The organism is Embleya sp. NPDC055664, from assembly GCF_053618075.1.
This window is the reverse complement of record NZ_JBSHGZ010000005.1, coordinates 240,785-265,722: the sequence shown is the minus strand read 5'-3', so window position 1 is coordinate 265,722 and position 24,938 is coordinate 240,785. Positions and strand designations below refer to the sequence as shown.

General features: G+C 70.6%; 23 protein-coding genes. 6 read left to right on the top strand and 17 right to left on the bottom strand.

Annotated features, from left to right (window positions below; translation table 11 throughout):
* Nucleotides 1-335: 335 nt before the first annotated feature.
* The 4 genes from ACWGR4_RS11385 to ACWGR4_RS11370 all read right to left on the bottom strand — a co-directional run bounded on the left by ACWGR4_RS11385 (nucleotide 336) and on the right by ACWGR4_RS11370 (nucleotide 5,158).
* Entirely contained in the window at nucleotides 336-1,322 is a 987-nt protein-coding gene (locus tag ACWGR4_RS11385) for an acyl-CoA dehydrogenase family protein (protein WP_452132033.1), read from the bottom strand.
* Between the two features lie 49 nt (nucleotides 1,323-1,371).
* A complete protein-coding gene (locus tag ACWGR4_RS11380) occupies nucleotides 1,372-2,559 on the bottom strand; it encodes an acyl-CoA dehydrogenase (RefSeq protein WP_452132032.1) in 1,188 nt (395 codons plus the stop codon).
* Nucleotides 2,560-2,695: 136 nt separating this feature from the next.
* Nucleotides 2,696-3,604 carry an SDR family oxidoreductase gene (locus ACWGR4_RS11375; RefSeq protein ID WP_379999163.1) on the bottom strand — a complete coding sequence of 303 codons (909 nt, stop codon included), beginning with the start codon at nucleotides 3,602-3,604 and terminating at the stop codon, nucleotides 2,696-2,698.
* Nucleotides 3,605-3,886: 282 nt separating this feature from the next.
* A complete protein-coding gene (locus ACWGR4_RS11370) occupies nucleotides 3,887-5,158 on the bottom strand; it encodes an amidohydrolase family protein (RefSeq protein WP_379999161.1) in 1,272 nt (423 codons plus the stop codon).
* A gap of 98 nt (nucleotides 5,159-5,256) precedes the next feature.
* Between ACWGR4_RS11370 and ACWGR4_RS11365 the strand changes: the two genes are divergently transcribed.
* On the top strand, nucleotides 5,257-5,871 hold the full coding sequence (locus ACWGR4_RS11365; RefSeq protein ID WP_452132031.1) for an isochorismatase family protein: 615 nt from the start codon (nucleotides 5,257-5,259) through the stop codon (nucleotides 5,869-5,871).
* 77 nt (nucleotides 5,872-5,948) lie between these two features.
* On the opposite strand, the gene ACWGR4_RS11360 is transcribed toward ACWGR4_RS11365, so the two are convergent.
* Nucleotides 5,949-7,511, bottom strand: a complete 1,563-nt coding sequence (locus ACWGR4_RS11360) for a class I adenylate-forming enzyme family protein (protein WP_452132030.1) — start codon at nucleotides 7,509-7,511, stop codon at nucleotides 5,949-5,951.
* Between the two features lie 221 nt (nucleotides 7,512-7,732).
* Here ACWGR4_RS11360 and ACWGR4_RS11355 point away from each other — a divergent pair, with 221 nt between their 5' ends.
* Nucleotides 7,733-8,107, top strand: coding sequence for a Rieske (2Fe-2S) protein (locus tag ACWGR4_RS11355; protein WP_379999155.1), 375 nt, complete (start codon nucleotides 7,733-7,735; stop codon nucleotides 8,105-8,107).
* 292 nt (nucleotides 8,108-8,399) lie between these two features.
* Here ACWGR4_RS11355 and ACWGR4_RS11350 read toward each other — a convergent pair whose 3' ends face one another.
* The 3 genes from ACWGR4_RS11350 to ACWGR4_RS11340 form a co-directional block, all read right to left on the bottom strand.
* Nucleotides 8,400-8,969, bottom strand: a complete 570-nt coding sequence (locus ACWGR4_RS11350) for a TetR/AcrR family transcriptional regulator (RefSeq protein ID WP_452132029.1) — start codon at nucleotides 8,967-8,969, stop codon at nucleotides 8,400-8,402.
* Nucleotides 8,962-9,393, bottom strand: coding sequence for a DUF4260 family protein (locus ACWGR4_RS11345; protein ID WP_452132028.1), 432 nt, complete (start codon nucleotides 9,391-9,393; stop codon nucleotides 8,962-8,964). The genes ACWGR4_RS11350 and ACWGR4_RS11345 overlap by 8 nt, the downstream gene beginning before the upstream one ends.
* Before the next feature lie 945 nt (nucleotides 9,394-10,338).
* Complete coding sequence (locus tag ACWGR4_RS11340) at nucleotides 10,339-11,148, bottom strand: alpha/beta fold hydrolase (RefSeq protein WP_452132027.1); 810 nt, start codon at nucleotides 11,146-11,148, stop codon at nucleotides 10,339-10,341.
* Nucleotides 11,149-11,327: 179 nt separating this feature from the next.
* Here ACWGR4_RS11340 and ACWGR4_RS11335 point away from each other — a divergent pair, with 179 nt between their 5' ends.
* Nucleotides 11,328-11,786 (top strand): MarR family transcriptional regulator, encoded by a 459-nt coding sequence (locus tag ACWGR4_RS11335; RefSeq protein WP_452132026.1) that lies wholly within the window; start codon nucleotides 11,328-11,330, stop codon nucleotides 11,784-11,786.
* A gap of 7 nt (nucleotides 11,787-11,793) precedes the next feature.
* On the opposite strand, the gene ACWGR4_RS11330 is transcribed toward ACWGR4_RS11335, so the two are convergent.
* The 7 genes from ACWGR4_RS11330 to ACWGR4_RS11300 form a co-directional block, all read right to left on the bottom strand.
* Nucleotides 11,794-12,444, bottom strand: a complete 651-nt coding sequence (locus ACWGR4_RS11330) for a Uma2 family endonuclease (protein ID WP_452132025.1) — start codon at nucleotides 12,442-12,444, stop codon at nucleotides 11,794-11,796.
* 94 nt (nucleotides 12,445-12,538) lie between these two features.
* Complete coding sequence (gene hemB / locus ACWGR4_RS11325; RefSeq protein WP_452132024.1) at nucleotides 12,539-13,537, bottom strand: porphobilinogen synthase; 999 nt, start codon at nucleotides 13,535-13,537, stop codon at nucleotides 12,539-12,541.
* 70 nt (nucleotides 13,538-13,607) lie between these two features.
* A complete protein-coding gene (locus tag ACWGR4_RS11320; protein ID WP_379999145.1) occupies nucleotides 13,608-15,215 on the bottom strand; it encodes a bifunctional uroporphyrinogen-III C-methyltransferase/uroporphyrinogen-III synthase in 1,608 nt (535 codons plus the stop codon).
* Complete coding sequence (gene hemC / locus ACWGR4_RS11315) at nucleotides 15,212-16,144, bottom strand: hydroxymethylbilane synthase (protein ID WP_379999143.1); 933 nt, start codon at nucleotides 16,142-16,144, stop codon at nucleotides 15,212-15,214. Before hemC ends, ACWGR4_RS11320 begins: the two co-directional genes overlap by 4 nt.
* The gene (locus ACWGR4_RS11310) at nucleotides 16,141-17,469 is read right to left on the bottom strand and encodes a glutamyl-tRNA reductase (protein ID WP_452132023.1); all 1,329 of its coding nucleotides are present in this window, start codon (nucleotides 17,467-17,469) and stop codon (nucleotides 16,141-16,143) included. The genes hemC and ACWGR4_RS11310 overlap by 4 nt, the downstream gene beginning before the upstream one ends.
* 58 nt (nucleotides 17,470-17,527) lie before the next feature.
* Nucleotides 17,528-18,271 (bottom strand): redox-sensing transcriptional repressor Rex, encoded by a 744-nt coding sequence (locus ACWGR4_RS11305; protein WP_078976624.1) that lies wholly within the window; start codon nucleotides 18,269-18,271, stop codon nucleotides 17,528-17,530.
* 301 nt (nucleotides 18,272-18,572) lie between these two features.
* Complete coding sequence (locus ACWGR4_RS11300; protein WP_379999139.1) at nucleotides 18,573-18,842, bottom strand: glutaredoxin family protein; 270 nt, start codon at nucleotides 18,840-18,842, stop codon at nucleotides 18,573-18,575.
* A gap of 141 nt (nucleotides 18,843-18,983) precedes the next feature.
* Here ACWGR4_RS11300 and ACWGR4_RS11295 point away from each other — a divergent pair, with 141 nt between their 5' ends.
* From ACWGR4_RS11295 to ACWGR4_RS11285, 3 genes are all read left to right on the top strand, one after another.
* Nucleotides 18,984-19,889 carry an HAD family hydrolase gene (locus ACWGR4_RS11295; protein WP_379999137.1) on the top strand — a complete coding sequence of 302 codons (906 nt, stop codon included), beginning with the start codon at nucleotides 18,984-18,986 and terminating at the stop codon, nucleotides 19,887-19,889.
* A gap of 310 nt (nucleotides 19,890-20,199) precedes the next feature.
* Nucleotides 20,200-20,985 carry an ECF subfamily RNA polymerase sigma factor, BldN family gene (locus ACWGR4_RS11290; protein WP_380035185.1) on the top strand — a complete coding sequence of 262 codons (786 nt, stop codon included), beginning with the start codon at nucleotides 20,200-20,202 and terminating at the stop codon, nucleotides 20,983-20,985.
* 145 nt (nucleotides 20,986-21,130) lie between these two features.
* Nucleotides 21,131-22,363 carry a DUF5667 domain-containing protein gene (locus tag ACWGR4_RS11285; protein WP_379999133.1) on the top strand — a complete coding sequence of 411 codons (1,233 nt, stop codon included), beginning with the start codon at nucleotides 21,131-21,133 and terminating at the stop codon, nucleotides 22,361-22,363.
* A gap of 93 nt (nucleotides 22,364-22,456) precedes the next feature.
* Here ACWGR4_RS11285 and ACWGR4_RS11280 read toward each other — a convergent pair whose 3' ends face one another.
* Together ACWGR4_RS11280 and ACWGR4_RS11275 are read right to left on the bottom strand one after the other, a co-directional pair.
* Nucleotides 22,457-23,647, bottom strand: a complete 1,191-nt coding sequence (locus ACWGR4_RS11280) for a 1-acyl-sn-glycerol-3-phosphate acyltransferase (protein WP_452132022.1) — start codon at nucleotides 23,645-23,647, stop codon at nucleotides 22,457-22,459.
* A complete protein-coding gene (locus tag ACWGR4_RS11275) occupies nucleotides 23,640-24,674 on the bottom strand; it encodes an NAD-dependent epimerase/dehydratase family protein (RefSeq protein WP_379999129.1) in 1,035 nt (344 codons plus the stop codon). Before ACWGR4_RS11275 ends, ACWGR4_RS11280 begins: the two co-directional genes overlap by 8 nt.
* Nucleotides 24,675-24,938: the final 264 nt, after the last annotated feature.

Sequence of the window (24,938 nt, the reverse complement as noted above, 5' to 3'; positions counted from 1 at the left end):
CCAACCCAACCAACCCACCAGGCCACCACACCGCCGACACCCTCAAATCCCACCGGGTCCAGTCGCCGCACAACCCCCAACCGACCGGCCCGGCGTTCGAGCCCAACCAGCCCAGCCAAAACACACGCCCCCGCGGCCCGGCCCGACCGGCACTCGAGCCCTATTCAGCCCGGCCGGCGTTTGAGGCCACCCAACCCAACCAAAGCCCAACGCCGGCCAAACACCCCAACCCAACCGCCCTAACAGCCCGCGGCCACCCGCACCCACCAACCCCCACAGCCCGGCCGGCGTTTGAGGCCACCCAACCCAACCCAAACCCAACGCCGGCCCCACCGCTAAAGAGTCGCAGCCAATGCCGCTTCGTTCTCCTCCGCCGCCCCGAACTGCGTCGCATGCACCCACGACCGCTTCACATACAGATGCACGTCCACCTCCCAGGTGAACCCCATCCCCCCATACACCTGCGTGGCGTCCTTTCCATTCCGCGTAGCCGCGTCGTCCCCCATCACCTTCGCCGTCAACACCGCGACCTCGACATCCCCCACCGCCGGGTCATCCAACGTCACCGCCGCCGCGTACACCGCCGCCCGAGCGATCTCGGTCCGCACCAGCATGTCCGCACACAGGTGCTTGACCGCCTGGAACCCCCCGATCACCCGACCGAACTGCTCACGCTCCTTGGCATACTGCGTAGCCAACTCGGTGAGCCGCCCCGCAATGCCCAACTGCAGCGCAGCCGTGAGCACCGCTCCGACCCGCCGCCACTCCTGCGCGACCCGCGCATCGGCCACCACCTCGCCGGCCGGCAGCTCGTCCACCGCCGTCACCGGCGTGAACGGATCCACCGGATGCGCGACCGGCGCCCCCCGCACCGACGCCGGATCCACCCGCCGGATGCCCTCGTCCGTCAGCACCAACAAACAATCCAGCGCGTCCAGATGCTCCACCAGCAGCGGCCACGAGTCGCCCTCGATCAGCCCGACCACCACGTCACCCGCAGCGGCCTCCTCACCCAACCGCCCCGGCAGTGACGCGGCCAGATGCGTGGCCACCAGCGGCCCGGGCAACAACGCCCGCCCGGCCTCCTCGTACACCAGCGCCGCCTCGGCCACCCCGAGTCCGACCCCGCCCGCCTCCTCGGCGATCCGCAGCGAAAAGAACCCGGTCTCGGCCAGTTCCCGCCACAGCGCACGATCCACCATGCCGGGCACCGGCGCGGTGTCCACCAGCGCCCGCATCCGCTCCCGATCGAACCGGCCCTCGCAGAACTCCCGTACCCCGGACCGCAGATCGCGCTGGTCCTCGCTCAGCTGGAAATCCATGTCCCGACCACCTCCTCGCTCAGCCTCGGCCGAAATCCCACGACCCCGCTCACCGTTCCTTCGGCAGACCGAGGATGCGCTCGCCCACGATGTTGCGCTGGATCTGCGACGTACCCGCCGCGATCGTGTACGACAGCGACGACAGCCGCTCGTCCATCAGCGTCGCGCCCGGCAGCCCCGCGACGTCGTCCACGGCCAGGGCGGCCCGCCCGAGCAACCGGTGCGCGAGTTCGTACACCTTCTGCTTCGTCTCGGAGAACCGCAGCTTGAACACCGAGCCGCCGACCCCGGGCACCCCGGACCGCTGCGCCTCGGACACGTTCCACTTGGTCAGCGCCCACAGTGCCTCGAACTCGGCGGTCAGATGGCCCAGTTCGCGACGCAACGCGACGTCGTCCCAGGCGGTGGCCTGACGCCGCGTCACCTTCTTCGCCAGCGCCGCCAGTTCGTGCAACAGCCGCTGACACGCCACCACTTCGCTGACGAACGCGGTGCCGCGCTCGAACGACAGGGTGACCATGGTGACCCGCCAGCCGTCGTTCTCCTCACCCACCCGGTTGGCCACCGGCACCCGTACGTCGTCGAAGAACACCTCGGCGAACTCCGAGGTCCCCATCACCGTTTCCAGCGGCCGGATGGTGATCCCCGGCGTGTCCATCGGCACGATCAGCCAGGTAATGCCCTTGTGCTTGGGCGCGTCCGGGTCGGTGCGCACCAACATCTCGCAGTAGTCCGCCACTTCGGCGTGCGACGTCCAGATCTTCGAACCGTTGACCACGTAGTCGTCGCCGTCCCGCACCGCCCGGGTGCGCAGCGAGGCGAGGTCGCTGCCCGCTCCCGGCTCGGAGAAGCCCTGGCACCACACGTCGTCGCCGCGCAGGATCCCCGGCAGATACCGCCGCCGCTGCTCGTCGGTGCCGGCCGCGTCGATCGTCGGCCCCGCGTGCAGCAGGCCGACGAAGTTCGCCCCCACGTAGGGCGCGCCGGCCCGCTCGGTCTCCTCCAGGAAGATCAGATGCTCGGTGGGCGTGGCGCCCTTGCCGCCGGCCTCCACCGACCAGTGCAGGCCCGCGTATCCGGCGTCGAACAACAACCGCTGCCACGCCGTGTCGTAGGCGCGCCGCCCGGGCCAGTCGTTGCGATCGGGCTTGGGTGGCAGCAACGGAATGGCCTGATCGAGCCACGCGCGCAGTTCCGCGCGAAAGCCCTCCTCGGCCTCGGTGTACCGCAGGTCCATGGTCGTCGACTCCCTGTCGAACTGGGAACGGGCAAACGAAAAAGCGAACGAAGACGGCCGAACCGAGGCGTCCGACCGCAGCGACCCGACCGAAGCAACCCGCCGGAAGCAACCCGCCGCAGCGGCCCCGCCGAACTCAGGCCCCGTACACCGGAGTCGGCGTCGGCGCCTCGTCGAGCAGCTTCGCCACCACCGGCCCCAGCTCGGCCGGCTCCCAGCGCCGGCCCGCCGTGGCCTCGGGACCGTGCTGCCATCCGGTCGCGACGGAGACCTTGTCCCCCTCGACCTCGAAGACCCGCCCCGTCACCTCCCGCGACTGGGTCGAGCCGAGCCAGACCACCAGCGGCGACACGTTCGCCGGGTCGTAGAAGTCGAAGCCGCCGTCCTCGGGCTTGCGCACCAGGTCCGGCATGGCCTCCTCGGTCATCCGGGTGCGCGCGGCCGGCGCGATCGCGTTGGCGGTCACCCCGTAGCGGCCCATCTCCACCGCGGCGATCTGGGTCAGGCAGGTGATCCCGGCCTTGGCCGCCGCGTAGTTGCCCTGTCCGACCGAGCCCATCAGCCCCGCACCCGACGTGGTGTTGATCAGCCGCGCGTCGACCTCGACGCCCGCCTTCGCCTGGGCCCGCCAGTACGCGCCGGCGTGCCGCATCACCGCGAAGTGCCCCTTGAGGTGTACCCGGATCACCGCGTCGAACTCGTCCTCGCCCAGCGAGACGAGCATGCGGTCACGCAGGAAGCCCGCGTTGTTGACCACCACGTCCAGCCGGCCGAACGTGTCGATGGCGGTCTGCACCAGGCGCTCCGCGCCCGCCCAGTCGGCGACGTCGTCCGCGTTGACCACCGCCTTGCCGCCCAACGCCTCGATGTCGGCCACGACCTGCTGGGCCGGGCCGAGCGAACGCCCGTCGCCCTGGCGCGAGGCACCGATGTCGTTGACCACCACGTGCGCACCCTCGCGGGCGAATGCCAGCGCGTGCTCGCGCCCGATGCCGCCGCCGGCACCGGTGACGATGACGACGCGCCCCTCGCAGATCCCACTCATTCCAGGCCCCTCTGGTGTAGAAGACCGACGCCGTACCGAGGACCGACCCACGTCGAATACCTCGGAAGCGGCCCGCCGAGAAAGTCGACGAGCCGCCCCCTGCCACCGCACCGCGAGCCACTGCCATGACCACGCGGCACGTCCGTACCGAAGAACCGACCCGACCCGACCCGACCCGAATCGAGTCGAGTCGAACCACACCGACCCGAAGCGACCGCAGCGACCCGCAGCAGCGCGCAACAGCCCGCAGCGACCCGCAGCACCCCGCGGCAATCAGGTGCCTCAAGCCCCCGCCGCACCCACCCGACCCCGATCCCGATCGAAATCGAGATCGAGCATCCGAATCGCATTACCTCGGATGATCTTGTAAACGGTCTCCGCCCCCAGCCCCGCCAGATGCTCCTCGGCGATCTTCTTCGTGTGCGGCCACGTGGAGTCGACGTGCGGGTAGTCGGTCTCGAACGTGACGTTGTCCTCGCCGATCACATCGAGCGAGTTGACCCCGTGCCGGTCCCGGAAGAAGCAGGCGAACATGTTCCGCCGGAAGTAGTACGACGGCGCCTCGGGCAGCACCTCACCGGTGACCGCCCAGGCCCGGTGCTCCAGCCACACGTCGTCCATGCGCTCCAGGGCGTACGGGATCCAGCCCATCTGCCCCTCGGAGTAGGCCAGCTTGATCTTCGGGAACCGGGCCGGGATGCCGGCGAAGATGAAGTCGGCCATCGAGGCCATCGCGTTGTTGAAGCTCAGCGACGCCTGGACCGCCGCGGGCGCGTCCGGCGAGGCGGCCGGCATCGTCGAGGACGAGCCGATGTGCATGTTGATCGTCACGCCCAGGTCGGCGCAGGTCTCGAAGAACGGGTCCCAGTAGCCGGTGTGGATGCTCGGCAGGCCGAGGAAGGCCGGGATCTCCGAGAAGCACACGGCGGTGACCCCGCGCGCCCGATTGCGCTTGATCTCCTCGACGGCGAGCTGCACGTCCCACAGCGGGATGATGATCAGCGGGATGAGCCGCCCGCCGGAGTCGCCGCACCACTCCTCGACCATCCAGTCGTTGTAGGCGCGTACGCACGCGAGCGCGACCTCCTTGTCCGCGGCCTCCGAGAAGGTCTGGCCGCAGAAGCGCGGGAAGGTCGGGAAGCACAGCGAGGCCTCGACATGGTTGACGTCCATGTCCTTCAGCCGCTCGGCCGGGTCGTACAGTCCGGGGCGCATCTCGCCGCGCGTGATGCCTTCGAGGGTCATCTCGTCCCGGCTGAAGCCGACGGCGGCGATGTTGCGCTTGTACGGGAAGCGCAGATCCTCGTAGAACCACCAGTCGGCCGGTGGGCCGTTGGGATCGGTGGTGATCTTGTAACTCGCCCCGGTGTACTCCAGCTGACCGATGCCCGTGGTGACCGGCTTCGGGCCGCGCTCGTGGTACTTCTTCGGCAACCAGCGCTCGAACAGGTGTGCCGGCTCGATGACATGGTCATCGACGCTGATGATCTTCGGCAGTTCACCGAAGGAGTTTCCGGACTGCGTGGCAGCCTGCCCGGGCTGGTTGGTGCTCATCGGCCCCTCCCGCTCACTAAATCTGATGGACCGTCAGATTTAGCGTAATCTCTGGGCGGAGGGAACCACAAGCTGACTCAACGTCAGGAGAATCACGGATGGCCCTGCGTCTCGAAGAACTGATCGACCCCGGACACACCGCGTTGATCACCCAGGAATGCCAGAACGGAGTGATCGGCACGCAGGCGGTGTTCCCCGCGCTGACCGCGCACACCGGGGGGCTGATTCCGGCCGTCGATCGGCTCGCCAAGGCCGCCCGCCGGGCCCGAGTCCCGGTCGTGCACTGCCTGGCGGTGCGCCGCCCGGACGGCCGGGGCGCCAACACCAACGCCCGGATGTTCGGCGCCGCGGCCAAGGCGCCGGTACTCCTGGCCCCCGGCTCGGACGCCGCCGCGGTGGCCGACGGGATCACCGTCCACCCCTCCGACCTGGTGCTTTCCCGCTACCACGGGCTCGGCCCGATGGCCGACACCGGACTGGCCGCCGTGCTGCGGAACCTGGGCGTGCGTACCGTCGTGGGCGTCGGCGTCTCGCTCAACGTCGGCATGCTCAACTTCGCGATGGACGCGGTGAACGCGGGATTCCAATTCGTCGTACCGCGCGAGGCGGTGGCCGGATTCCCCCCCGAATACGCCGAGGCCGTACTCGCCAACACCTTCAACGCGATCGCGACGATCACCACGGTCGACGCCGTACTGGCCGCCTGGGTCTGACCCCTGATGCCCCGTCACCAATCCGGTGACGGGGCATCAGCAGCGGTTCGGGGTGGCCCGAAAGGTCGAATCGGCGGTCAGCGCCGGGGCGTCCACGGCTTCTTGTCGTACTCCTCGCGCAACTTGAACTTCAACACCTTGCGCAGCGTCTCGTTCCGCGGCAGCGCGTCGACCAGTTCCAATTGCTCCGGGATCTTCTGCGTCATCAGCCCGGCCTCGCGCAGGTAGCCGACCATCTCGGCGAATTCCAGGTCGGATTCACCCGGTTGGCGCTCCACCACGGCGCAGACCCGCTCTCCGCGCTCGCGGTCGACCAGGCCGATCACCGCCGCGTCGGCGACCTTCGGGTGGGCGAACAGCAGGTCCTCGATCTCGCGCGCGGAGATGTTCTCCCCCTTGCGGATGATCACGTCCTTGAGTCGACCGGTGAGCGAGAGGTGCCCGTCGGCGCGCAGTCGGCCCAGGTCGCCGGTGCGGAAAAAGCCGTCCTCGTCGAACGCGTCGGCGGTCAGCGCGGGGTCGGTGTACCCCTTGAACACCATCGGCCCGCGCAGCCGGACCTCACCCTCCTCACCGGTGTCCGCGACGGAGCCGTCCGCCCGCGCGATGCGCACCTCGATGCCGCTGACCGGCTTGCCCTCGGTGTACGAGCGCTGGTCCTCGGAGTCGTACGGTCCGCCCTGGGCGATCATCGGCGACTCGGTCATCCCGTACCCGTGGCACAGAATCGCCTGCATCTCGTCGCGCACCTCGCCGACCAGCTCCGGCGGCTTGGGCGCACCGCCGCCGGAGACGATCCGCAGGGTCGGGATGATCTTCTCGCCGGGCTGCTTGCGCTGCTCGTTCAGGAACGCGACGTAGAACGCGGTCGAGCCGCCGACCATGGTGACGCCGAGCCGCTTGTACACCGGCACCACGCCCGCCGGGTCGAAGTTCTCCACGATCACCGCCGGGAAGCCCGAGGCGAGCACGGTGACGATGTAGTCCGGGCCCGCGATGTGCGCGTACGGGAACGCGATCGAGCCGATGTCGCTCGGCGACATGTCCAGCGCGACGGCCAGCCCCTTGCCGCCCGCGAGCAGGGTCGAGTCGCTGTGCTGGACGCCCTTCGGGTCGGACGTGGTCCCGGAGGTGTAGTAGAGCCAGCGCACCTCGTCGCCGTCGGTCGGCGCGGGCGGCAGGTCGGCCGGGTCGCCCTCCGGCAGCTCGTCGTAGGCGACCATGACGCGCGGCGCCGGGCTCAGCTCCTTGGCCAGCGCCTCGCCCATGCCCACGAAGTCGAAGCCCTTCCACTCGCGCGGACACAGGAAGAACTCGGCCCCGGTCTGTCGCAGACAGAACCCGACCTCCTTCTCCCGGTAGAACGGGATGATCGGGTTCTGCACCGCGCCGAGCCGGGCGAGCGCGAACGAGACCACGATGGACTCGATCCGCGTGGTCAACTGCCAGGTCACACGGGTCCCGGCGGTGACGCCGAGCGCGTGGAAGCCCGCGGCCACGCGCTCGGCCCACGCCTTGAACCCACCGAAGGTGACCCTGCGGTCCTCCGGGTCGAGCAGCATGGGTACATCGGGAGACGCCGCCGCGCGGCGCTCCACCAGCTCCCAGAGAGTGGTGGCGTCGTAGATCGGGTCAGACACGTGTCCTCCGCGCGGGAAGCCGGGGCCGGGGTACGTCGCCGGGGCATGGCGAAGCCGAAGCCCCGGGGCATTGACCTGACGGTACGTCAGAAGCTTTGCGGGAAGAAAGACTTCGCGTGGTCACGCGGATCACAACCGGATCTCGGCGACCTTGATCGCATACTGGCGAAGCAAGGCCGTACTGCCTAACCTGGGGCGATACCGCCAACCCCGGGGGCACGATGTCACCCTTCCGCCGGGAGCGCCCACCGGTGTGCCTGGGCCCGCTCGCGAGCCTCCCCGAAGGCGTCCCGACCCGAGTCGGCACCAGCCCCCCGGTCGCGATCCTGCGCCACGGCGACACGGTCCACGTCTTCGAGGACCGCTGCCCCCACGCCGGCGCCATCCTCTCCAGAGGCACCCTGACCAACGAACACCTCACCTGCCCGGCCCACAAGGCCACCTTCGAAATAGCCACGGGCCGCTCCCTGGGCCCGGTCCAGTGCCGCCCACTACGCACATACAAGTCCTGGACCGAAAACAACCTCGTCTACCACTCCCCATCCCCCCGCCCCACCAAAAAATCCAACTCCTCCCCCTGCCCCAACCAACCCTGACAACAACCCCGGCCCCCAACATCCACCAAGGTCCCCCCACCCAGCCCCCTGTCGAAAGCCCCCAACCCAAGGCCACCCAAGCCAACAACGCACAACCGGCCACGAGCCCCATCGGCCCGGCCGCCACTTGAAGCCGATGCACCACAACGGCCGACCCCATTCAGCCCGGCCGGCGTTTGAGGCCACCCCAGCCAAGCAACACACAAGCGGCCAAGACCCCCGTCAGCCCGGCCGGCGCTTGCGGCCAAGGAGGGCCCGCCCGCCTCGCGCGTGGGAGCCGCCGGGCCCGGGTTCACCCCGCAAAGGCCCCGCAGCCTCTGGCCCACGCCCCCGAGAGGTCCGCCCCCGGCGGAAACCGGCCCGCCAACTCCAGCGAAACCATCCCGTGCGCAAACCCCCACACGGCCCGCGCAGCGTCGTGATCGCCCCCCACCGCCCGCATCAACGGCGCCGCCGCCCGCTCCTCCAGCCCCGACGGCAACGCGGCGCGATCCAACGGCTGCCCGCTCATCAACCGATACAAATCCGGATGCGCAAGCGCGTAGGCCCGATACGCCCCCGTCAACGCCGTGATCCGTTCCAGCCGCGAACCCCCCGCCGCCGACCCGTCCGACGCCGCCTCCGCGGCCTCCAGCGTCTCCGCCAATTCCGCCATCGCCTGCGCGATCAACGCGCTCTCCACCGCGGACTTGTCCGCGAAGTGCTTGTACAACGACGGCGCCTTGATCCCGATCCGCTCCGCGATCCGCCGCATCGACACCGCCTCCGGCCCCTCCCCCTCCAGGAGTTCCCGCGCGGCGGCCACGATCTCCCGCGCCCGACCACCGACCGGAGGAGCGGAAACGTACGAAACGTCAGACATGCTTACGGAACCCTTCGGGAGTGCGCAGTCCGTACCCGGCGGCACGGTCCATCGCGATGTGGGTGAGCCAGCCGAGACCGGCGGTGAACAGCGGCGGCCACTCGATCGGCCCGACGGAGTAGCCGACCAGCACGATCAGCGGGACCCAGGCCCGGTGCAACGCGTTGTAGAACGGCACCGCACGCGCCTGCAGCCGACCCCGCTCGTGCGTGCCGTCCCGCACCGCGTCCCCGGCTCCGACGAACATGGTCAGGTCGGGCAGTACGAAGAACACCAACGCCGCCGCAGAAGTGGCGAAGCCATACTTCACGCTCTCGAACACCGCGAACGCCGCCAAAAACAGCGCCAGTACACCCCACGCGCCGCGCCGCGTCCACCGAAGCGCCGCCGAATCGCGGATTCCCGTGCCCACGATGGTGCTCATGCCGCCTCCACCCGCCTGTGGCTAACGATGTTAGCCGCCTGCGTCCATCATCCGGCTAACACCATTAGCCGTCAAGTCCGGACGGCATCCACATCCATCAAGAGCACCGGCCCACCAAATCCCGCCCTCGGACCCCGAGCCCAATCCCCAAAGCGAACACGAACCCGACCACAACCCCGAAAACCGACCACCCCACCGCCCCACCCACCCGCAACCCGCCCACCACCGAGCCCCCACGCTCAACCGGCCAACCGACCTCTCCCCCACCCCCGCCACCCCACCTGCAACGCAGTCGGCCGCACCCCCGGCGGCCCCGCCCCCAGCGGCCCCGACTCCAACGGCCTCGCCCCCGCCGGCGTCGTCATCACCGGCCGCACCCCCACCACCCCCAACACCGGCGGCTTCGGCGCAGGCGGCTTCGGGGGCTTGGTCGCCGGCGGCCGCGGCGGTCGCGGATGCGCCGGTTTCGTCGGCGGCTTACCCACGCCCTCGACGCGTACCCCCACCCCTCCGTCATCCCGACCCCGACCACCGCCCGCACCCGCCGGCGCGTACCCGACGCCCGTCCACCCGACCCGCACCCCACACCACGCCCCGCCCGAACCCCCACCGGCCGCGACCACGACGCCCGCCCGCCGCCCACACCCCTCGGCCCCCGCCGAACCGCAGCCCCCGACGACCGGCAAGCACACACACGCCATCACCAGGAATCGCGCCACAACCCGAGAGTCGGCCATGGCGCAAGGTTGACCCGCCCCACCGACCCACCCCGAACGAACCCCCGAAAATCCCACATACGAGTGACCCACCGGCCCAACCCAACGGCCCGCCCCACCAGTCCAACCCAACCGGCCCGCCCCACCAGACCAGCCCCAGCGGTCCTCCCCCAGCCCAGCCCCACCGATCCGACCCACCCACATCGGCCGGCCACCTCACCCACCCACCTCAGCCGGCCACGCCCCCCAACACCCCCCGCACCGCCGCCGCAAACGCCCGCGGATGCGTCAGATTGCCGTTGTGCCCACCCGGAAACACCGCCGCCGCAACCCCGACGACCCCCTCCAGCGCCACCGCACACCGCCGCGTGAACACCCGCGGCCGCGTGGTCGCCCCCACCCCGGGGATGATGCGCGTCGCCGACGAGCGCACCAGATCCGGCGACAGCACGTCCTCCACCACCGCCGGAAACTCCCGCCCGATGAAGAAATCGAAGTTCGCCATCCGCCGCGCGCTCATCGGCTGCGCGGTCAGATCCGGTTCACGCTCCTCCACACCCGGCTCGATGCCCAGGTGAGCCGTGATCGCAGGAAACGCACCGCCCATCCCGGCCCGCGCATGCACCTCCCGGATCGCGCTCAACTCACCCCGATGCGCGTCGCGTTCCGCATCGGAGAGCAACCACGGCGCGACCGGCTCGTGGGCGATCAACGTGTGCAGCAACTCCGGCCGGGTCGCCGCCACCCGCAGCCCGATCAACCCGCCCATGCTGAGCCCCAGCATCGTCGCCGGCCCATCGGCGACCTCGACCAACAACCGCGCCACGTCGTCGGCGTGGTCCCCGATGCTCACCGGCGCCGCCGGATCGGCCAACGTACTCCGGGAAAGCCCACGCCGGTCATACGTCACCACGGTGTGGTCGGCCACCAGCCGATCGACCATGTCCACACTGCGCCCGGCGTCCCCCTCGCCGCTCTGTCCGATCAGCAACAGCGGCCCGGATCCCCGCACTTCGTAGTACAGCTCCGTACCCGGCACGGACAAAACAGCACCAGCAGTCGCGGCCACGAGAATTCCCCCGGAAAGTCGTCGCGGGCGGCACCGATCCGCCACCCACCCATGACCACAACCTAATCCATCAAATTAGATACATCAACATCGATACATCTTTCCCGATGTACTATCTGCCCATGACGTCCCCCACCTCAATATCTCCCATGACCCCCGTCGACCTCTTCCTCCTCGGCCGCACCCTCATGAAGATCGGCGAAGACGCCCTCCCCGCCCCCAAGGTCGGCACCGCCCCTCACGCCGGCAGCGTGCGCCCGATCCTGATCGCCCTGAGCGACATCGCCGCCCACCCCGACAGCGCCATCGGCGAGATCGCCCGCCGCACCGGCCTCCCGCAAAGCCAGGTCTCCACCGCCGTGGCCCGCCTCAAGGAAACCGGTTCGATCGAAACGACCCAGGACCCCACCGACCGCCGCCGCCTCCTGGTCCGCACGGCCGCGACCCCGTCCGCCAGGGTCGCCGAAGTCCGCGCCGCCGGCATCGAGGACGCCCTCACCCGTGCCCTCGCCACCACCGACGAACAGGTCCTCGCCCAGGTCACCGCAGCCCTGGCCGTCCTGGCCCGCCACCTACCCCCGGCGGCCCTGACCCGCCTGCGCCCCTGACCCCGACTCAGCGCGCCGTGATCTCCGGACCGATCGTGAAGCCCTTCAACGCGCCGCTGGGAATGGCGACCGGCGTCCCCTGTTCGACGTGAAGGGTGGATCCGTAGTCGCCCTTCCGGAAGTCGGGATCCGCGAGCACGGTCACCGTCCCGGAGCCGTCGAAGTCGTCGATGATGACGTAGATCTCGATTCCGGCACGCGCATATGCACGGCGTTTGCGCCGACGATCGCGATCACTGGCCTCGCTCCCCGGAGACACGACCTCCGCGACCATCACCACTCCGGAAACATCCACGCCCAGACCGTCGGCGTCGGGCGCCTCGTCCAAGTCGTCGGGCGCGACGAAAAGATCCGGGATGTAGACCTTGCGGCCGTCCAGGACATTGCCGTCCTGGAAGGCGGACAGCACATCGGTTTCGAGGTGCCGATCCAAGGCGCGCCGTAGCCGGTTGGCGATCATGGCGTGCCGGCGGGAGCCCGTGGGAGACACCTCGATGGCTCCTTCGATGATCTCGGCGCGGAGTCCCTTGGGCAGAGTCAACGCCTTCCAGGCCCGCCACAGAAGCTCATCGAGGTCACCGGACGGTGAAGTAGTCACCATCGGCTCATGCGTCGCAATCGCCATCGGGAAACACCTCCTCACCCCAGTGTGGGTCACGGTCGCCGGTGGCGGACAGGTTCTCGCCAACCCTACGAGTCACCCGAGTCGCGCTAACGCTCCCCGGCCGCCCACCACCCGAACGAGTGATCCCCTACCGCACCCGCCGCGCCACCTCGGTAGCCCAATACGTCAAAATCGACGCCGCCCCCGCGCGCTTGATCGACGTCAGCGTCTCCAGGATCACCCGGTCCCGATCGATCCAGCCGTTCGCCGCCGCCGCCTCGACCATCGCGTACTCGCCGCTGACCTGGTACGCCGCCACCGGCACGTGCACCTCGTCCGCGATCCGCCGCACCACGTCCAGGTACGACATCGCCGGCTTGACCATCACCAGGTCCGCGCCCTCGGCCACATCCAGCAGCACCTCGCGCACCGACTCGTCGGAGTTGGCCGCGTCCTGCTGGTACGTCATCCGGTCGCCCTGCAGCGTCGACTCGACCGCCTCGCGGAACGGACCGAAGAACCCCGACGCGTACTTCGCGCTGTAGGCCAGGATCGCCACGTCCAGGTACCCGGCGTCGTCCAACGCCCGCCGGATCGCCCCGACCTGACCGTCCATCATCCCGCTCGGTCCGACCATGTGCACACCCGCGTCGGCCTGCACCACGGCCATCCGCGCGTACGCCTCAAGGGTCGCGTCGTTGTCCACCGAGCCGTCGGCAGCCAACACGCCGCAGTGGCCGTGGTCGGTGAACTCGTCCAGGCACAGGTCGGACATCACCACGGTGTCCGCGCCCACCTCGGCCACCACGTCGCGGATCGCGACCTGGAGCACCCCCTCGGGGTCGAACCCGGCCGAGCCGACCGCGTCCTTGACCGACGGGATGCCGAACAACATCAGCCCGCCGACGCCCGCCGCGACCGCGTCGTGCGCGGCCTTGCGCAGCGAGTCGCGGGTGTGCTGGACCACGCCCGGCATCGACGAGATCGGCACCGGCTCGCTCGCGCCCTCGCGCACGAACAGCGGCAGGATCAGGTCGGCGGGATGCAGCCGGGTCTCCGCGACCAGCCGGCGCATCGCCGGGGACGTGCGCAACCGCCGAGGACGGTGCGCGGGAAACCCTGACGATGCGTCAGCCTGGTACGACATGAGCCAATCGGCCTTTCTCACCGATCCGCCGAAACCACCACAGCCGGCGGATTCACCACGAGTACTGCGATTACTTCGCCTTGCGCCGCGACCCCGGCCGCCGCTCACTCGGCCGGGTGACCGGGTCGCCCGCCTCGATCATCGCGGCCCGTCGCGCCGTACCGAACTCCGCCAACGCCTCGGCCAGGGCGGCCACCGACGGCTCGGGCGCCAGCACGTCCACGCGCAGCCCGTGCTCCTCGGCGGTCTTCGCCGTGGCCGAGCCGATACACGCGATCACCGTCACCGCGTGCGGCTTGCCCGCGATGCCGACCAGGTTGCGCACTGTCGAGGACGACGTGAACAGGACCGCGTCGAAGCCGCCGCCCTTGATCGCCTCGCGGGTGTCCGCCGGCGGCGGCGCCGCGCGCACCGTGCGGTACGCCGTGACGTCGTCGACCTCCCAGCCCAGCTCGACCAGACCGGCCACCAAGGTCTCGGTGGCGATGTCGGCGCGCGGCAGGAACACCCGGTCGATCGGGTCGAAGACGGGGTCGTACGGCGGCCAGTCCTCCAGCAACCCCGCGGCCGACTGCTCACCCGAGGGCACCAGGTCCGGCTTGACGCCGAACTCGACCAGCGCCCGCGCGGTCGCCTCGCCCACGGCCGCCACCTTGATGCCCGCGAAGGCACGCGCGTCCAGGCCGTAGTCCTCGAACCGCTCGCGCACCGCGCGCACGGCGTTGACCGACGTGAACGCGATCCACTCGTAGCGGCCGGTCACCAGGCCCTTGATCGCCCGCTCCATCTGCTGCGGCGTGCGCGGGGGCTCGACCGCGATGGTCGGCACCTCGTGCGGCACCGCGCCGTACGAGCGCAGCTGCTCGGAGAGCGTGACCGCCTGCTCCTTGGTCCGCGGGACCAGCACCCTCCACCCGAACAGCGGTTTGGTCTCGAACCACGACAGAGTGTCGCGTTGTGCGACCACCTCGCCGACGACCACGACGGCCGGCAGCGTGATCTTCGCGGCCCGCACGTCCGAGGCGACCTGGGCGAGCGTGCTCACCAGGGTGCGCTGCTCGGTGGTGGTGCCGTTGATCGTGACCGCGACCGGCGTGGCCGGCTTGCGCCCGCCCGCGACCAGCTCCTGGGCGATCTCGGCGATCGAGTCCAGCGCGCCGCGCAGCACCAGGGTTCCCTCGACGGAGCCGACCGTGGCCCAGTCGATCGTGCCCTCGGCCATGTCCAGCACGCGCACACCGCCGCTGCCCTTGGTCGGGTGCAGCGGGATACCCGCGTAGGTGGGCACGGCCGTGCTGACCGGCACACCCGGCACGACCTCGAAGACGATCTTCGCCTTCGCGACCGCGGTGACCTCGTCGATGACCGACTGGTCCACGCACGGGTCGCCGGCCACGGCCCGGACCACCTGCCTGCCCGATCGCGCGGCGGCCACCACGACCTTGGCCCGGGCCACGGCGGACAGGAGTTCCCCGTCGTCGCCGGTCACCGGGTCCAGGACCTCGACCCCGCTCTTGCAGTGGAACAGGACCTGGCGCAGCGTCGCCTCGTCGGCGACCACCACGTCGGCCTCTGCCAGCACCTCGATGGCCCGCAGTGTGAGCAGTCGCGGGTCGCCGGGACCGGCACCCACGAAGGTCACGATGCCGCTGGGCTTCTTCTTCGCTCTGGGGCTCAAGGGACGCGCTCCCCCATCAAACCGGAGGCCCCTCGGGCGAGGAGTTCGGCCGCGAGTTCGCGCCCGATCTTCTCCGCCTCGTCGAGGGTTCCGGTGGCGGACAACCGTACGCTGTCGGTGCCGTCGACATTCGCGACTACGGCCCGCAGGTACAGCTCGGTGACCTGCTCGCCTTCGGCGACCTCGCAGAGGGCGCCGACCGGAGCCGAACATCCGGCTTCGAGGACGGCGAGCAGCGTGCGCTCGGCCAGTACGGCGGCTCGGGTGTCCGAGTCGTCCAAACCGGCGAGCAGTTCGACGAGGGCGGCATCGTGTGCCGCGCACTCGACGGCCAATGCCCCTTGACCGGGGGCAGGCAGCATGTGGAGCGGATCGAAGGTCTCGGTGACCTCCTCCGCACGGCCCAGGCGGCCGAGACCGGCCCTGGCCAGGACGACGCCGTCGAGCTTGCCCGAGCGTACGTAGCCGACCCGGGTGTCGACGTTGCCGCGGATCGGCAGGATCTCGTGGCCGAGGCCGAGCAGTCGCAACTGCGCGGCACGGCGCGGCGAGCCGGTCCCGATCCGGGATCCGGCCGGCAATTCGGCCAACGCGAGCCCGTCCCGGGCCACCAGCACATCGCGCGGATCGTGCCGCTGCGGGACGGCCGCGAGGGTGATGCCCTCGGGCTCGCCGGTGGGCAGGTCCTTGAGCGAGTGCACGACGAAGTCGACCTCGCCGGCGCGCAGCGCGTCGCGCAGCGCGTTGACGAACACGCCCGTGCCGCCGATCCGGGTCAGGTGCTCGCGCGAGACGTCGCCCTGGGTGGTGATCTCCACCAGTTCGACGGCGCGGCCGGTCAGGCGCGTGACGGCCTGGGCGACATGACCCGACTGGGCCATCGCCAGGGCGCTTCGCCTGGTGCCCAGTCGCAACGGTGCCTCGCTCACGCCACACCTTCCACGCTGTCGGGGGTGTCGGCCCGGCGGACCACCTCGGGGGTGCCCGGGTCGAGATCGAACAACATCCGCAGCGCGTCGGCGTACGACGAACCGGCGGGCTCGCCGGCCAACTGCTTGACCCGCACGGTCGGCGCGTGCAGCAGCTTGTCCACCACGCGCCGTACGGTCTGCTCGACCTCGGCGCGCACCCGCTCGTCCATCTCCGGCACCCGGCCGACCAGCCGCTCCAGTTCGGCCCGGACCACGTCCGAGCCCATGCTGCGCAGCGCGACCACGGTCGGCGCGACCTGCTGCGCCTGCCGCGCGGTCGCGAACGCCGCGACCTCCTCGCAGACGATCTTGCGCACCAGTTCCACGTCGGCCTCGCCGGCCGTACCGGCGGAGACCTCGGCGAGCAGTTCCAGGTCGATCAGCACCACACCGTCGAGCTCGCGCACGCCGGGGTCGATGTCGCGCGGCAGCGCCAGGTCGATCAGCACCAACGGCTGCTCGACCCCACGCTCGCGCCGCGCGGCGAGCACGGCCTCGATCTCGTCCCGACCGATCACCAGGCCGGCCGCGCCGGTGCAGGAGACCACCAGGTCCACCGAGCCCAGCGCCTCGGGCAGCGCCGACATCGGCACCGCGCGGCCCGAGACCGCCTCGGCCAGGTGTTCGGCACGCGCGTAGGTGCGGTTCGCGACCACGATGTGGCCCACGCCCTCGCGGTGCAGCGTCTTGGCGGCCAGCGCGCTCATCGAGCCCGCGCCCACCACCAGCGCCCGGCTTCCGCCGATCGGGCCCATCGACAACTCGGCCTGGGCCAGCCCGACGGTCATCAGCGACCGACCGGCCTGGTCGATCCCGGTCTCGGCGTGGGCCCGCTTGCCGACCCGCAGCGCCTGCTGGGTCAACTCGTTCAGGACCCGCCCGGCGGTGCCGTGGGTCTGCGCGAGCGCGAGCGCGGCCTTTATCTGGCCGAGGATCTGCCCCTCGCCGACCACCATCGAGTCGAGCCCGCAGGCGACCGAGAACAGGTGCTGGACCGCGCGGTCCTCGTAGTGCACGTACAGGCACGGGGTCAGCTCGGACACCGGCACCCCGGTGTGCCGCGACAGCAGGTTGCCCAGTTCGGTGACGCCACCGTGGAAGCGGTCCACGTCCGCGTAGACCTCGACCCGGTTGCAGGTCGACAGCAGCACCGCCTCGCCGACCGGCTCGGCCGCCACCAGGTCGTGCAGAAGCGCCTCCTGGGCCGTCCCGGTCACCGAGACCCGCTCCAGGAGACCGACCTCGGCCGTTCGGTGGCTGAGGCCGACCGCCAGGACACTCATGGTGTCTTCCTACCGTTGATCGCCGTGTTCGCGGGCGCGATACCCGTGCGACAGCCGGTCACGCGGGCATCACCTCGGGGAGGTCGCCGCGTTCCCCGGGCTTCGAGGGTCGCGCCGGGACCGGCCCCGCGACGGGGTCGAGACCGGACTTGCGCTGTTCGTGGAAGGCCAGGATCTGCAACTCGATGGACAGATCCACCTTGCGCACGTCCACCCCTTCGGGCACCGAGAGCACGGTGGGCGCGAAGTTCAGAATGCTCGTGATGCCGGCGGCGACCAGTCGATCGGCCACCTCCTGCGCGGCCGGTGCCGGCGTGGTGATCACGCCGATCGACACGTGGTCCTCGCGCACGATCTGCTCGAGGTCGTCCATGTGCCGCACCGCCATGCCCGCGATCCGCTGCCCGGTGACCGCCCGATCGGCGTCCAGCAGGGCCGCGACCCGGAAGCCGCGCGAGGCGAACCCGCCGTAGTTGGCGAGGGCGTGACCCAGATTTCCTATGCCGATGATGGCGACCGGCCAGTCTTGGGTGAGCCCGAGTTCACGCGAGATTTGGTACACGAGATACTCGACGTCGTAACCGACCCCGCGGGTGCCGTAGGAGCCGAGATACGACAGGTCCTTGCGCAACTTCGCCGAATTCACCCCGGCGGCAGCGGCGAGTTCCTCGGACGAGACCGTGGGAACACCCCGCTCCGACAGCGCACTGAGCGCCCGGAGGTACAGCGGAAGCCGCGCCACCGTCGCCTCGGGGATGCCACGTCCCCGCTGCGCCGGTCGCTCGGTACGCCCTGTAGCCACGCTGCTCCTGTGGGTGGGACCTGGGATTTCGATTGCCAGGTTAGGCTTTTGTGAACGTACGCACAAAGTAGGTGTCCGATTTGCGCGCCTGTCGTGATGCTCGTCACGCCTTGGTTCCGAAGTCGGGCGTGAACTCGATCACATGAGGTGACTCGAGCATGGCCCGTGCGTAGTCGTGGTGACCGATCGCATCCACCTCCCCACCGTACGTGTCGGCGATTCGTCCCCCGGTCGGCCCCCTCCACCGGCGGACGACCGACCGTGACCGCATCGGATCGACGCGGACCCGCCTCGGACCGACTCAGCCGCCGAGCGCCTTGCGCAGCCGCCGCTCGTCGACCCGCCAGAAATCGTGCTGTTCGCCATCCACCAGGGTCACCGGGATCTGCTCCCAGTACTTGTGCCGGAGGTCCGCGTCCTGCGTGATGTCGACTTCGGTCCAGGTCACCCCCAGCTCCGCGGTCACCCGTTCGATCACGACCCGGGCGTCGTCACACAGGTGACAGCCGGGCTTGCTCAACAGCGTCACGGAGCGGGTCGCGGCGTCGGGGCGGCGACGGAAAGGATTCACGTCCTCGATTGTCTCCCCACCGCGGGCCGACCGGGAGACCACCTCCCGACCCCAGGGTGTGGGCGGCGCTTCACCGATGGGGCGCGCACCCGCAAGACCGGCGCCACACGAGCGCAATACGGGCCTACTAGGCTCGACACCATGGTTTTCTTGCGCCGGCGATCGAGGACCGAGAACAACCACGACAACGCCGTGCGGGCGGGCGAGGCGGCGGCGGCCGCGGCACAGGCGAGCGCCCCGGCACGCGCCCCGGGCGAGGCCGATGCGCCCGCCCGGATCGGCGCCGCGTTCTTCGACCTGGACAACACCGTCATGCAGGGAGCGTCGATCTTCCATCTGGCCCGGGGCCTGTACGCACGCCGGTTCCTGACCACCCGCGACATCGCCCGGTTCGGCTGGCAGCAGGCCAGGTTCCGACTCGGCGGGGAGCACATGGGGCACGTGGGCGACGCGCAGGAGAGCGCGCTGTCGTTCGCCAAGGGGCACACGGTCGAGGAGATCCGGGCGATCGGCGAGGAGATCTTCGACGAGTGCATGGCGGACAAGATCTGGCCGGGCACCCGGGCGCTGGCCCAGATGCACCTGGACGCGGGCCGCCAGGTCTGGCTGGTCACCGCCGCGCCGATCGAGATCGCCGACACCATCGCCGGCCGACTGGGCCTGACCGGTGCGCTCGGCACCGTGCCCGAGACCCGCGCCGGCGTGTACACGGGCCGCCTGGTCGGCGAACTGCTGCACGGCGAGGCCAAGGCGGAGGCGGTCCGCGCGCTCGCCGCCCGCGAGGGGCTGAACCTGGGCGACTGCTCGGCCTACAGCGACTCGGCCAACGACATACCGATGTTGACCCTGGTGGGCGATCCCTGCGCGGTCAATCCGGACGCCCGACTGCGCCGCCACGCCCGGGCGCACGGGTGGCGCGTGAAGGACTACCGCACCGGTCGCAAGGCCGCCCGGATCGGCCTGCCGGCCGCCGCCGGGATCGGCGCCGTCGCGGGCGCGGTGGCCGCCGGAACCGCCGTTCGGCGGCGGGTGCCGACCCGGATCTGAGCACCCGACCCCGGCTCCACACACCCCCCGCGACCTGCGGCGAGGGGGTCCGTTCGGGCTGCCCGGCGCCGCCCGACCAGCGGCGAGTTGTCCGCATATAGCACACCTGACACGCGACAACCCGACAAACACGCAAAGAGCACACATCAGCGGTCGATCCCGGTAGCTTCACAACGCCGATGGGCACACTTGGTATCCCTTCCTTTACTAAGCGTTATTCTCGATCGGCGCACAGCGGTATCCAAGTTCCCTACTATGGGTGATCGATTCCGCACCGAACGTAATTACCGCTGAAGCAACAGGGAGTCCCGTGCACCGAATCGTCCGGGTTGACGTGTCCGGGCTGGCGACACTGCGTGCGGCGGTGTGCGCGAGCTTTGCCCCCCCGTCCGTCGGTTTCGCCGCCACAGCCGGTTACGGCGCCGGTGTCTGTCGCGCGACTTCGGCCGGGCCGGTGGGCCTCGCCCTCGCGGCGCGCGCCGGCACCACCGAACCGACCCGTCCCACCCGAGGCTCCGGCTACACCCGGGGCCCGGGTCCGGACGGCGAGGCCCGCCGCATCATGGCCCTCGTCGAACTCGCCCAGGACGGCGACGGCGACGCGTTCGCCCAGCTCTACGACAACTACTTCGACACCGTCTACCGGTACATCTACTACCGGGTCGGCGGTCGCGCCGTCGCCGAGGACCTGACCAGCGAGACCTTCCTGCGCGCGCTGCGCCGGATCGGCACCTTCACCTGGCAGGGTCGCGACTTCGGCGCCTGGCTGGTGACCATCGCGCGCAACCTGGTCGCCGACCACTTCAAGTCCAGCCGGTTCCGCCTGGAGGTCACCACCGGGGAGATGCTCGACGCCAACGAGGTCGAGTCCAGCCCCGAGGACTGCGTCCTGGAATCGTTGTCCAACGCGGCCCTGCTCGACGCCGTGCACAAGCTCAACCCCCAGCAACAGGAATGCGTGACCCTGCGCTTCCTGCAGGGTCTATCGGTCGCGGAGACCGCACAGATCATGGGTAAGAACGAGGGGGCGATCAAGACGTTGCAGTACCGCGCCGTACGGACGCTCGCCCGTCTCCTGCCCGAGGACGTGCGGTGAATCACACTTCCGTAACCTTCGGGGTCCGCGGCTCGTTCTCCCCGATAGCGACCCCCTTCGGGGATCGTTGCGGCGGGGAGCCGCCCTGTGGCCCCCGACCCGGAGACTTCCCTGGACGGACATCCGGGGAGAGGAGGTGCGGCCTGTGAGCATTGCGGCCCTGGATCGGCGACCCGCGAGCGCCTTCGCGCGAGCCCTCGACGAGAACGACCGCGACAACCGATCGGCGGAGCCTCTGCCCGCGCTGGTACCGCTGCTGCGGACCGCCGAGATGCTGCGCGAGCGGTCCTCGGCGGCACCCGTACCGAGCGCGGACTTTCGCACCGCGCTCCGGCAACGGTTGCTGGACGAGGCCGCGGCGCTGCCCGCGACCGAGGGTGCGGCCACCGTGCCGGCACCGCGCGGCGCACATCGCCGCCGGGAGTCGCAGGCCCCGCCGCGCACCGTGCGCTGGCGGCGGCGGGCGGCGATCGCCGGCGCGTTCGTGGTGGTCACCGGCGGCGGTCTCGGCGGGGTGGCCTACGCCAGCTCCGACGCGCTGCCCGGCGACCTGACCTACGGCGTCAAGCGCACGGTCGAAGACTTCAAGATCTCGCTCGCCGACAACGACCACGAACGCGGCGAGCGTTACCTGCAACAGGCCGACACCCGGATGGGCGAGGCCGAACGGCTGCTCAGGCGGGCCGGGCGAAGCCCCGACAAGGACACCGTGCGGCATCTGCGGCAGGTGCTCGACGACTGGCGCGACGAGGCCGACAAGGGCCGTGCGCTGCTCACCGACCACTTCCGCAAGAGCGGCAGCGACGGGTCGATGCGCAACCTGGCCGACTTCGCCCGCTCCGGCAACGAGCGCATGGAGCGGATCGGCGACCGACTCCCGCCGGAGCTGCACTCCGAGCGGGACCGGGTCCGCACGCTGCTCACCGCGATCAACGAGCAGGTCGCCCCGATCGCGGGCACTCCCGGCCGGAGTTCGGCGAAGCCCGGCACCGGTGGGCACACCGACGGCGCACCGGCCGCGCCCGGTACCGCCCCGGGCGGCGCACCGGGCACCGGCGGCGTGCCGCTCGTCCCCAGGCTCCCGGGCCTGGGTGGCGGCGCGACCAATGGCGCACCGTCGCAGGGCGGCTCGACCACGACGGGCGGTGCCGCACCGCGACAGCAGCCGCAGCAGGACGGCGGCCTGCTCCCGGGGCTGAACATCCCGCTGCTCGGCGGCCCTCCGGCGGCAAACCCCTCCGACCGGTCCGACGGCTCCGGGGGCACCCCGGCCCCGGCGAAGACGCCCAAGGGTCAGATCCTCCCGCCCCTGCTGCCCGGCCTGCCGGGCATCGGGCTCAACCTGCTCGGCCCCGCCGAGGAGGAGCCACACAGCTGACGGCGCCGGTGGGCAACACCGAAGGCGGCGCGCGGACCACCGTCCACGCGCCGCCTTCGTGTTCCGGGTTCCGGAACCCGAGCCGGACCCGATCTAGAAGAAGACCGACCGCCGCTGCATCAGCAGCCGGTAGATCGTGTGCTGGATGGTCTCGCGCACCTCGTCGGTCAGGTTGAACACGACCATCGGGTCGTCCGCCGCCTCCTCCGGATACGCGTCGGTGTGGATCGGCGCGCCGAACTCGATCCGCCACCGCGTCGGCAGCGGCACCAGGCCGAGCGGGCCGAGCAGCGGGAAGGTCGGGGTGATCGGGAAGTAGGGCAGGTTGAGCAGGCGCGCGAGGGTACGCGCGTTGCCGACCATCGGGTAGATCTCCTCGGCGCCCACGATCGAGCACGGCACGATCGGCACACCGGTGCGCAGCGCCGCCGACACGAAGCCGCCGCGCCCGAAGCGCTGAAGCTTGTACCGCTCCGCGAACGGCTTACCCAGGCCCTTGTAGCCCTCGGGCCACACGCCGACCAACTCGCCCTTGTCGAGCAGCCGTTCGGCATCGGCGTGGCAGGCGAGGGTGTGTCCGCTCTTGCGCGCCACCGAGCCCACCAGCGGCAGTTGGAAGACCAGGTCGGCGGCGAGCAGCCGCAGATTGCGCCGAGCGGGGTGGTGGTCGTGCACCGCCACCTGCGTCATCAGCGCGTCCACCGGCAGCGTGCCGGAGTGGTTGGCCACGATCAGCGCACCACCCTCGGCCGGAATGTGCTCCAGGCCGCTGACCTCGATCCGGAAGTACTGCTCGTAGACCACCCGCAGCGCGGCCATCAGCTTGTCGTTGAGTTCGGGATCGAAGCCGAACTCGTCCACCTCGTACTCACCGGTGATCCGGCGGCGCAGGAAGGCCAGTCCGTCGGCGGCGCGATCCTCCCAGCCAGGTCCGGCCACGCCGTCGAGGAGTCCGGCGGCGGCGCCACCCACCACCCCGCCGATCGCGCCCGCGAGCGACCCGAACAACGAGCGCCCGGATCCCGGCGCGCGCCGGGGCCCCACCTCGGATGCGTCCGGGTCCGCCGATCCCGTCTCCGCCGGCCCCGGCTCGGCCGGCTGCGCGGATTCCGCCCGCTTTCGACCCGGTCGCGCCTCGATCGATCGCACCGGCACCTCCCCCTCGACCGGCTCGGGTACCCGGACCGCACGCGCGGTCCGGGTGGGCCGACGCCCCGACCGGGGCGCGGGCGGGCGCGCTCCGGAAGTGGCGCCGTCGAAGGGAATGATGCGGGCCTCACCCATCGGGGTTCCTCCTGGTGAGCAGCAGGTCGGCGAGTCGATCGGGCACCTGGGCCAGGCGCCTCGGGTCGAGCAGGCCGGTCGAACGACGACCCTCGGCGTAGTCGGCGAACGTCTCGGCCGTGCTCCTGGCCGCGACGAAGCCCAATTTCTCCCGGGCCCGCGCGGGGTCCACCACGCGCCCGTGGGTGAGCAGGCGTACCTGCTCGGCGGACAGGTGCACCGAACCCGCGCGCCGCAAACCCTGGTTGACCAGACCCACCGCCGCCGCCGGGAACGGCACCACCGGTCGGCCCAATCGGCGCGCGGCCTGGGACAGGAACAGCACACCCTCGGCGGCGATGTTGTACGTGCCCGGCCGATCGGCGAGCATCGCGATCCGCAGCGCCTCGCGCAGGTCGTCCTCGTGCACGAACTGCAGGCGCGGGTCGTAGCCGAGCAGCGTGGGCAACACCGGCAGCGCGAAGTAGGCGCCCATCGGCGAGTCGGTACGCGGCCCCAGCAGCGGCGCGAACCGCAACACGGTGACGGCGACATCCGGCCGACGCCGGGCGAAGCCGCGCACGTAGCCCTCTATCTCGACGGCGTCCTTGGCCCAGCCGGCCGAGGGCTGCACGCGCGGTTCGGTGTCCTCCGCGAACAGCGCGGGGTCGCGCGGCGAACCGCCGTAGACGGCGGTGGTCGAGCGCACCACCAGACGGCGGATCGACGGCGCCTTCTGGCACGCGGCGAGCAGCTGCATGGTGCCGATGACGTTGGTCTCCTTGATCGAGACCGCTCCGCCCCGAATCGGCGGCAGCTCACTGGGGCTCAGGTGCACCACGGTGTCCACGGCGGCCGAGGCGACCACCTTGGCGATCATCGGGTTGCGAATATCGGCGAGTACGAAGTCCACACCGGCCGGCTCCGAAACGGGCGCCACCATGTCGACCCCGATCACCCGGTCGACATCGGGTTCGTCACGGATCATCCGCACAAACCCGGCCCCAGGATCACCGGCAACCCCGGTAACCAGGACGACACGCCCCATCCTGCGCCCTCCCCAACCCAACCCGGCCCGCACCAAATCCACGACACACTCGGACCCCTACGGTAGGCGCACCCCGAGCCACCAGCTCCCAACGTAACCGTACGCACGCCCCACAAACCCCCACCGGGCCACCCATTAACAAGCCATTCACAAACCCCACCCCCACAACCCGGCCCCAAACCCCAAACCCCGCACCTCCAACCCCCACCCCAAAGCCCAAACCCAAACCCCAAACCCGAAACCCGGACCCGAAACCCGAGCTCA

Coding starts and splice junctions, on each gene's coding strand:
- ACWGR4_RS11385 (WP_452132033.1), bottom strand. CDS start 1,322: ATGGATTTCCAGCTGAGCGAGGACCAGCGCGATCTGCGGTCCGGGGTA.
- ACWGR4_RS11380 (WP_452132032.1), bottom strand. CDS start 2,559: ATGGACCTGCGGTACACCGAGGCCGAGGAGGGCTTTCGCGCGGAACTG.
- ACWGR4_RS11375 (WP_379999163.1), bottom strand. CDS start 3,604: ATGAGTGGGATCTGCGAGGGGCGCGTCGTCATCGTCACCGGTGCCGGC.
- ACWGR4_RS11370 (WP_379999161.1), bottom strand. CDS start 5,158: ATGAGCACCAACCAGCCCGGGCAGGCTGCCACGCAGTCCGGAAACTCC.
- ACWGR4_RS11365 (WP_452132031.1), top strand. CDS start 5,257: ATGGCCCTGCGTCTCGAAGAACTGATCGACCCCGGACACACCGCGTTG.
- ACWGR4_RS11355 (WP_379999155.1), top strand. CDS start 7,733: ATGTCACCCTTCCGCCGGGAGCGCCCACCGGTGTGCCTGGGCCCGCTC.
- ACWGR4_RS11350 (WP_452132029.1), bottom strand. CDS start 8,969: ATGTCTGACGTTTCGTACGTTTCCGCTCCTCCGGTCGGTGGTCGGGCG.
- ACWGR4_RS11345 (WP_452132028.1), bottom strand. CDS start 9,393: ATGAGCACCATCGTGGGCACGGGAATCCGCGATTCGGCGGCGCTTCGG.
- ACWGR4_RS11335 (WP_452132026.1), top strand. CDS start 11,328: ATGACCCCCGTCGACCTCTTCCTCCTCGGCCGCACCCTCATGAAGATC.
- hemB (WP_452132024.1), bottom strand. CDS start 13,537: ATGTCGTACCAGGCTGACGCATCGTCAGGGTTTCCCGCGCACCGTCCT.
- ACWGR4_RS11310 (WP_452132023.1), bottom strand. CDS start 17,469: ATGAGTGTCCTGGCGGTCGGCCTCAGCCACCGAACGGCCGAGGTCGGT.
- ACWGR4_RS11295 (WP_379999137.1), top strand. CDS start 18,984: ATGGTTTTCTTGCGCCGGCGATCGAGGACCGAGAACAACCACGACAAC.
- ACWGR4_RS11280 (WP_452132022.1), bottom strand. CDS start 23,647: ATGGGTGAGGCCCGCATCATTCCCTTCGACGGCGCCACTTCCGGAGCG.
- ACWGR4_RS11275 (WP_379999129.1), bottom strand. CDS start 24,674: ATGGGGCGTGTCGTCCTGGTTACCGGGGTTGCCGGTGATCCTGGGGCC.